Annotated in this window: 1 protein-coding gene; it reads left to right on the forward strand. The window is 72.9% G+C overall.

Annotated features, from left to right (window positions below; all coding sequences use genetic code 11):
* The first annotated feature begins 145 nt into the window (after nt 1-145).
* Complete coding sequence (locus tag AC5JJ2_RS16455) at nt 146-2,167, forward strand: AAA family ATPase (RefSeq protein WP_495859102.1); 2,022 nt, start codon at nt 146-148, stop codon at nt 2,165-2,167.
* The last annotated feature ends 134 nt before the right edge of the window (nt 2,168-2,301 follow it).

The following is a 2,301-nucleotide window of genomic DNA, read 5'->3' on the forward strand; positions in this document are numbered from 1 at the left end:
CCCGGATCGAATCTTAGACTGCGCCGGATAGTGAACGTGTGTTCACATCACGCCGGCCGGCGGGTTCGTTGGAAGAAACGCCTCCCACCCCACCCCCGGCCACCCCATTTCTCGTTTCGGAACACTTCCGAGAAGGGTCGATGTCATGTCTCAGTCGAAGATGGTCCGCGCGTCGAAGAAGACCCCGTGCCACGTCTGCGGCGGCGACCACAAGTGCAGCTTCGCCGCCGGCCCCGACGGCACGCTCATCCTGTGCGGCCGGAAGGCCGGCCCGCAGCCGGGGTTCGTCTGCCTCGGGCCGGCGAAGGACCCGACGTGGACGATGTACAAGGCCGACAGGGGCGAACGGCACGGCGTGAGCGTGCCGGTGAAAGCTGCCGCGACCGACACCGGCACGCTGACGCCGGGCCGTTCGCCCCTGCTCGCCCTCGTCCGCCGCTGCGCCCGCGACTTCACCGCCCCGCGCCGGGACGCCCTCGCCCGCGCCCTCGGGCTGCCGGCCGCGGCCGCGGACGCCGTGCCGGACGTGGGCTGGTCCGAGGAACTCGCCGCCTGGACGATCCCCGAAATCGACGCCGACGGGCAGGTCGTCGGCGTCTCCACCCGCCGGCCGGACGGGTCGAAGCGGTGCGTGCCGGGCAGCCGCCGCGGGCTGGTGGTCTCCGCCGGGTGGGTCGATGCCGACGGGCCGATCTTCGTCGTCGAAGGGTTCTCGGACGTGGCGGCCCTCGGGTGCCTCGGCCTCGCGGCCGTCGGCCGGCCGAGTTCCCACGGCGGCGGCGACCTGCTCGCCGCGGCCCTGCGGAACGCCGCCCCCGGCCGGCCGATCTTCGTCGTCGGCGAGAACGACCGCAAGCCGGACGGCCGGTGGCCCGGCAAGGACGGGGCCGACCTCGTGGCGAAGGTGGTCGCGTGCGCGCTGCCGGACCGCACGGTCCTGGGCCTCTGCCCGCCGGACGGGGTGAAGGACGTTCGCGAGTGGGTGCGGAGCCGCTTAGGCGAACGGCACGGCGTGAGCGTGCCGGTGGGAGCCGCGGGGACCGACACCGGCACGCCGACGCCGTGCCGTTCGCCGGCCGCCGTCGGCCACGACCTCGCCCAGACTATCGCCGCGGCCGCGAAGCGGGTGACGGCCCAGCCGGCCGACCTCGCCCGCCGGTGGCCGGTCCCGGTCCCGATCACGACCATCGCGAAGGAGGTCGAGGCCGACCCGAACCCGACCGGGTGGCTGTGGGACGGCTACCTGCCCCGCGGCGGCGTGTGCGTCCTGTCCGCCCTGCCGAAGTGCGGCAAGACGACGCTCCTGACGCACCTGCTGTCCGCCCTCGGGGCCGGCGGCGAGTTCCTCGGCCGGGCCGTCCTGCCGGGCCGGGCCGTCGTGCTCACGGAGGAGGACAAGGCCGTCTGGGCCGAGCGGCAGAAGCGGCTGAACCTGGGGGACCAAGTCGCGCTCGTCATCCGCCCGTTCCTCGGCCGGCCGACGGCCGACGACTGGGCCGCGTTCCTCGCCGGCCTCGCCGCCGACCTGGAGGCCGACGGCCGCGACCTCGTCATCCTCGACACGCTCGCCGACCTGTGGCCGGTCCGGGACGAGAACCACGCGACGGACGTGACGGACGCCCTCAAGCCGCTCCGCCGGCTCGCGGCGAACGGCCGCACCGTCCTGTGCATCCACCACGTCCGCAAGTCCGGCGGCGACCACGGCACGGCGTCGCGGGGCAGCGGGGCCATCGCCGGGTTCTTCGACGTGATGCTCGAACTCGGGTACGCGACCGGCGACCCGGACGGCCGGCGGCGGAAGCTGGTGGCGAAGGGCCGGCTCGACGGCATCCCGCCGGAAACGCTGGTCGAGATGTCCGCCGACGGCCACGGGTATCGGGTGGTGGACGAGCGATCAGTAGTCGCCGGCCGGGTGAAGGAGCGGGAGCGGACGGAGGACGAGCGGCGGGCGGCGGTGCGGGAGGCGTTGTGCGTGACGATCCCGTTCGGCACGGAGGCGGACGCGGTGACGCGGGACGAGATTTGGGCGAAGCTGCCGGACGAGGTGCGGGTGAACGTGAAGCGGTTCGAGGCGGTGCTGGAGAACGGGTGCGGCGAACTCTGGGCGCGACGGGGGAATGGCGGGCGTTCGGGGTATAAGTATTGGCGAATCCCGGACCGGAATTAAGAACGACCACCCCTTCCAGTGGGGTGGGAGTCGTTTCTTCTTATTTCGGGTCAGCCGGAGGAAATAAGAAGAAACGTCCCTCACCCCACCCGGTCGGGGCGGTTTTCGGGCGAACGGATTCTTTCCCCCGTCGC

The organism is Limnoglobus sp., assembly GCF_059499385.1.